This is a genomic window from Lunatimonas lonarensis, assembly GCF_000390185.1.
GTDB lineage: Bacteria > Bacteroidota > Bacteroidia > Cytophagales > Cyclobacteriaceae > Lunatimonas > Lunatimonas lonarensis.
In genome coordinates, this window is record NZ_AQHR01000105.1 from 1 (window position 1) to 5,399 (window position 5,399).

Annotated in this window: 5 protein-coding genes and 1 pseudogene; all 6 read right to left on the reverse strand. The window is 37.5% G+C overall.

Features of this window, described 5'->3' with window-relative positions; all coding sequences use genetic code 11:
- Positions 1 to 397: 397 nt before the first annotated feature.
- Positions 398 to 739, reverse strand: coding sequence for a LytTR family DNA-binding domain-containing protein (locus ADIS_RS18245; RefSeq protein WP_035806890.1), 342 nt, complete (start codon positions 737 to 739; stop codon positions 398 to 400).
- Positions 740 to 1,169: 430 nt separating this feature from the next.
- Entirely contained in the window at positions 1,170 to 2,543 is a 1,374-nt protein-coding gene (locus ADIS_RS18250; protein ID WP_010856164.1) for a glycosyltransferase family 2 protein, read from the reverse strand.
- Positions 2,544 to 2,830: 287 nt separating this feature from the next.
- The gene (locus ADIS_RS18255) at positions 2,831 to 3,247 is read right to left on the reverse strand and encodes a DUF1573 domain-containing protein (protein WP_035806895.1); all 417 of its coding nucleotides are present in this window, start codon (positions 3,245 to 3,247) and stop codon (positions 2,831 to 2,833) included.
- Positions 3,235 to 4,347: a BF3164 family lipoprotein gene (locus ADIS_RS18260; RefSeq protein WP_035806898.1), complete on the reverse strand. Its 1,113-nt coding sequence runs from the start codon at positions 4,345 to 4,347 to the stop codon at positions 3,235 to 3,237. The genes ADIS_RS18255 and ADIS_RS18260 overlap by 13 nt, the downstream gene beginning before the upstream one ends.
- 175 nt (positions 4,348 to 4,522) lie before the next feature.
- On the reverse strand, positions 4,523 to 4,750 hold the full coding sequence (locus ADIS_RS23030) for a hypothetical protein (protein WP_155907610.1): 228 nt from the start codon (positions 4,748 to 4,750) through the stop codon (positions 4,523 to 4,525).
- A 421-nt stretch (positions 4,751 to 5,171) separates the two neighbouring features.
- A pseudogene (locus ADIS_RS18265) lies at positions 5,172 to 5,399 on the reverse strand (ATP-binding protein); the annotation flags it as partial.

A 5,399-nucleotide genomic window follows, 5' to 3' on the forward strand; every position in this document is an offset into this window, starting at 1 on the left:
TTAAGAAGCAAATATAAAAATTAGTTTTTACAAAAAGCATTTTTGTTGAGTCTGGAGGTTATGCCACAAATTCCATTTATCGTGTCCAGGAACCGGGCACTAGGAGAGGGTTGGCCTGATGAGGGTATACAGAATCAAACGGGAAAAATACCTTGACACCACCCTGAAAGGAATCGGTGCTGCCTTTACGGAAGGATATCGCTGGAATAGTCTTCGTGCTTATTGCAAATGGCTCCAAGTTAGTTTAAACCTTTACAATAGGACGAAATAGAAGATGACATTACAAACTTCACCAAGACTGGCATGTAAAGATATGGTTGAGAATAGGCAAGTATTCTTTTACTGCCTTTGCGTGGATTTTAAACAGATCTGAGAGATTTCCGACCTTCCAGCTAATTCAAGCAAAATAAGATTTGGTTCTGAACGCTTCTAAAACTACAGGAATTTGCCTAACAGACACCTTATGCTTTGACTGATCAGCCAAAGTTATTACCCTAGATTTTTTATTAAACTTGAGGATTTTTTCAAAGTGAATAATTTCAGAGCGATTTATTTGAATAAACTCTGAAGGCAGCGACTTTTTAAAACATTTTAACGATCGACATAAGGAATATTTCTCACCTCCTTCAAGCCAGCAGGTCAACACATAGCCCGTAACTTTTACAAAAATTAAGTCATTAAAAAAGAACCTCCTGTAAACATTGCCCTGAGTTAAGACGATATGACTTTCAGCTTTCATATACCAAAATTTTATTTCCAAATAATAATTTTAATAATAAATGAAAAATAAATAAAAAATAAATAAAAAATAAAATTATTTCTTTGTTGTTAAATAGATCCCGTTAGAATATCATGTTTTTTGGGTTTACTCCGGATACCTCTGAAGGCAAAAAGGAGGACTATCGAGTGGATTTAAGGAAAGACTTGGATTAAGCTTTTACGGAAGATGTATTTTTGAACCAAAAAATATGGAAGGCGAGGATTGTTCGCTATAGAACAACCCTTTACGTAGAACAGCAGTTTTGCCATGCAAGGCTTTATTAAGTGAGATGGATCAGCTCAGAAAGAATATCTAGTCTGTTAAAAAATGAGAGATTCATTATTTTTCGGATCAGACGACACACTTCTACCCAAAACAGACAAATCTCATTCAAAAGCATAAGTTCTCATTATTGAATTAACGTACATAAGGCGAAGGACTTCTTATCTCCTTTAAAAATCCTGTAACGCCTGTCCAAAGCCTTGCAAAACGTTTTCATAATGGTGCAATCGTCTTCCCGATCCATGTCGTCAAAGATGATGGGACAAGTTATTTGGGTAAAAAGACCCACATGGTCCAAGATTCCCGTTCGTAAGTCCCCTGGTGGACCATCTACTAAAATCAGATCGTATTCGGTAGTTTCCAATGCCTCTTTTACCACACTACCTCGGTACCAACCATTTTCTATGGGAGCAACTACGCAATTGTGATTCGATGCTCTCTTCATCGAATAGTAAGGGTCATGCTCTATACTGGTCACACTGAAGTGCTTCAAAAATGCGAATGTTCCATTTCCGGAGCCAAATTCCAATAAAATCTTAGCTGTTGGAAATGTTTTCATTATATAATTCAGCATTTCTTTTTCTATCGACCAGCCTCCCAAGGCGTTTTTCTGTAGGGCTGCACTGGCAAGTTTTTGGCAATAAATGTAAAAATATTCTTGGTGGTACCGCTTTGTGTTCTCGTTATGCTCCAGTAATTTATTGAGCCAATTTTCCGCCAATTTCAGCTCCGTATCATCCAAATAGATCCCGAGCAGCAGCTTCAATTGTATTTCTTTTTCAACCTCCGAATATTCAAGATTCCAGTCATTTAGTTGTTTAATTCTAGTCCGATTACCTTGCTGAATTAGGTGTCCCCTTTTTGATGACGAAATTTGGGTGGGATGAATCCTGTATTTGACCAAAGCTGATTCTAAATTTGCTACATGATTGGACTGAATGATACGTTGTACAAAATCATAATCTCCACAGTACCGAAAGCTTTCGTCATATCGGTATCCTTTTTTTAAAAGATTCCGTCTGAACATTAACGTGGGCTGGGCTAGACAGTTGTCCCTTAAAAAGGCGATCTTGATTTCATCATATTCCAAAGGTTCATTTGTTACACCAATGCTTTTACCCCCCTGGTCAATGATCTCCATTCTGCTGCCGATTGCAGCCACACTAGGATTTGCCTCCAAATAGTCATATTGCGTCTGTAACCGATTGGGGTGGGAAACATCATCCGCATCTGCCATGGCAATATATTTTCCTTGAACTATATCAAGCCCCTTGTTTCTAGCCACGTAATTACCCCGGTTTACATCAAAGGATAAGTAACGGATTCTACTATCTGTAAATTTCTGAACCAACATTTCGGTACCGTCGGTGGACCCGTCATTTATAATAATCAATTCAAGATTTAGAAGACTTTGGTTTAGAATGCTATTTATGGCCTCAACGATAAACGCTTCAGCATTAAAACAGGGCATAATAACAGAAACATGAAAACCAGACATCATAATTACAAATAGTTGATCGTTGATTGCTTTTTTGGCTCTTCTCTTTCAGGCGGACTGTGTTGATGAAGTACTGAATGCAGCATAGGTTGCGACTATCCCACCAAACCTACCCCGTACGTTTGGTGCATATAAGTGAATTCCCGCACAGGTAATTCATTGATGACGGAAGAAGCAAATATATAACTCACTAAAAGGGAAACAAAAACTGCTAACTTTCAAATCAAACAAGTTTACATCGTCCTCTAGGAAAGAAATAGAAAAAGTCTAAACGTCTTTTAATTATTAAATTACTTTGTTTCATTAAACGGTACATATCCTTCAATTACAAGATGATCCGGACTACTTCTACTATTTGAATATACCATTATTTCTTTTATAAAATATCCCTTGTTTTCAATATTATAGCTTACTCTGAAGCTATCAACTGATGTCGGTGGTAAAAGCCCAGTATTCCAAGACGGGATGGTACATCCGCAGCTAGTTTCTATTTTGTGGATCTTTAGATCATTATTTCCTGTATTTTTAAAGACGAAATGTACCTCAGCATCTGATTGACTATATACCGTATCCATGTCATACTTCGTTTTGTCAAAGCTAAGCATGGCATACGTTCTACCCTTGTACCAGGTTGTAGCGGAAAAACCGATATATCCCATCAGTAAGCTAAAACCGGTCAGAAATATAACAAACCTTACTTTTTCCATTGTTTCATCAGATCTTTTAGATTATAGCGCAACACCTTTTCATTTTCCATATCTGTAGCATACAAGAAACCTTCCTCCTCATCCACAGAGATGCCAAATATATTATCAGTTGTCTTCATTAAACAAACAGGGTTCCCTTCCCAATCAAATACTTTAATGATTTTTCCCACAACTGACCCATCGACCTGATTTATTTTGTTTTTGGCATCTATGGCAAAGATAAAACGTTCAGTTAGACTTATGTTGTTATAGCCTTCTACCTTATCCGATATAAAATCCGATTCGATATCAATCTCTTTAGCATCGTAATAATCGTCCCTCCAATTATTTCCATCTACTATGGATCTGACCAAATCTAAGTCCTCATCAAAAATATCAATCCTGTCAAAAATATATGTGGCCTGTACAAATAGGTTTTTCGAGGGGTGTTTGGATAGCGTAGCAGTATAGATGTTGTTGATCATATCTGCTGATAACCTTTCCACATTTTTAATTTTTGGAAACAACTCTGACTTCTTTACCTTATTGGACTTTGGGTCAAGTAATTTAATCCTTACATATCCCTGTTCGTAAATCCAGCACTTTGATATTAATTTTTCATCGTTAACATATATCATATCAAGGAAAGGGAATGTCTTCCCATTTATATCAATGGTTTGCTCTATGACCGGATAGGGGGATAAGTTTTTAAGTGTTTTAGTTATATTAACCTTTGAAACGAACCCTCTATGGTATTCAGATATCCAAATACTTATTCCGGACGTAGCTATTTCGAATTGACCCGTAAAATATATCATCCTCCACTCCTCCGGTCCTTCCCCCCTTACGCCAAAGGATCCTTGATATTCCAAAGTGTTTTTGTGATACACGTTAAAAAAATATTTTCCACTTTGAGTCATTAACAATAGAAGTGTATCCATTACGTAAACTTGACGGTTTATATTATAGTCATTTTGGATAATGGATTCTCCTAGTATTTTTTCTACTGGTCCAAAATCTTTAAAAGATACCTTTTTTGCAGTCCTCTCCTCCTCGTTGTAGCTTACGCAAGCGCACAGTAGCAAAAAAAGCACTATGTACAAGTCCGCAACTTTTTTCATTTATTAGCAATTAATTTTTTATTTTCCACATACCCCGCCCAAATTATCAGTAGAATTTTCCTAATGTATTCATTTAAGTGTGTGATTGATACATAATGGTCAACTTCATCTAATTCTTTTATCAAATAATACACCCCCTATCTTGTAGGTAGATAAGGGGTGTTAGCTATTTAAGTCATGAGCCGCATCGGGACTTACTGTTGCCTGTCCCATTCTTTTCAACGCACACACTATTAGAGCAAAAATCCGTCAAACCACCTGTACTCGTGTTAATATTTTTGTAGCACTTAGATACTCCCCCCGTAGCCCGTGCCTCGTTTTGAAGGGTACTAAACAAGCCCATTCCCATCGCCGCCACACTTACGGCCATCACTACTTTTGGTAATTTTCTTCTCTTCTCCATTTTTTTAAGTTTATTGTTGAACATGAATACTGCGACTAAATTACCAAAAAAGTGCTCCGTCGAAAAACAAAGACTCTCTTATTTCGGTCAGCGTAGCCAACTATCTCTTAAAGGTTTACGCTTTGTTTATTGACTGTATTGAATTCTCTTTTGAAAGTTAAGTCAGATGTCATTTCATTCCGTTTCGTAGCAGGGCGTGCTTTTAAATTTGCTTTTTAATCTGTATTCAAATTAAGAATAAAAAAAAACACGCAGCCGTAGCGGCGGAGTACGTGGTGGGCGTGGCATGAAACAAAATTCTCTCAGCACCGACTTTTCAATAAATTTGTCAAATTGCAGCTATGAACGATTCAATATAATTTAACAAAATTTCCCTTCCCTAAAATCTGAAAAAGGAGATCCAGGATCTGGTGGTTTTCTCCTAATACAACATACCAAATAACCATAGAGGTACTCTCCGATTATTGCCCCCTTCTATATCAAGTGCCAGGTAAGCGTTGGGGACTCCTTGGAGCTGATCGGTGGTCTTGGAAGCGCCGCCTACCTCAAATACATACGCACCATCGACCATAAAGTCACCAAACTTCGGAGCCGTCACCGAATGGACAGCACTCAGTTGATTGAGGAAAAAGGTTTCACGGACACTGCC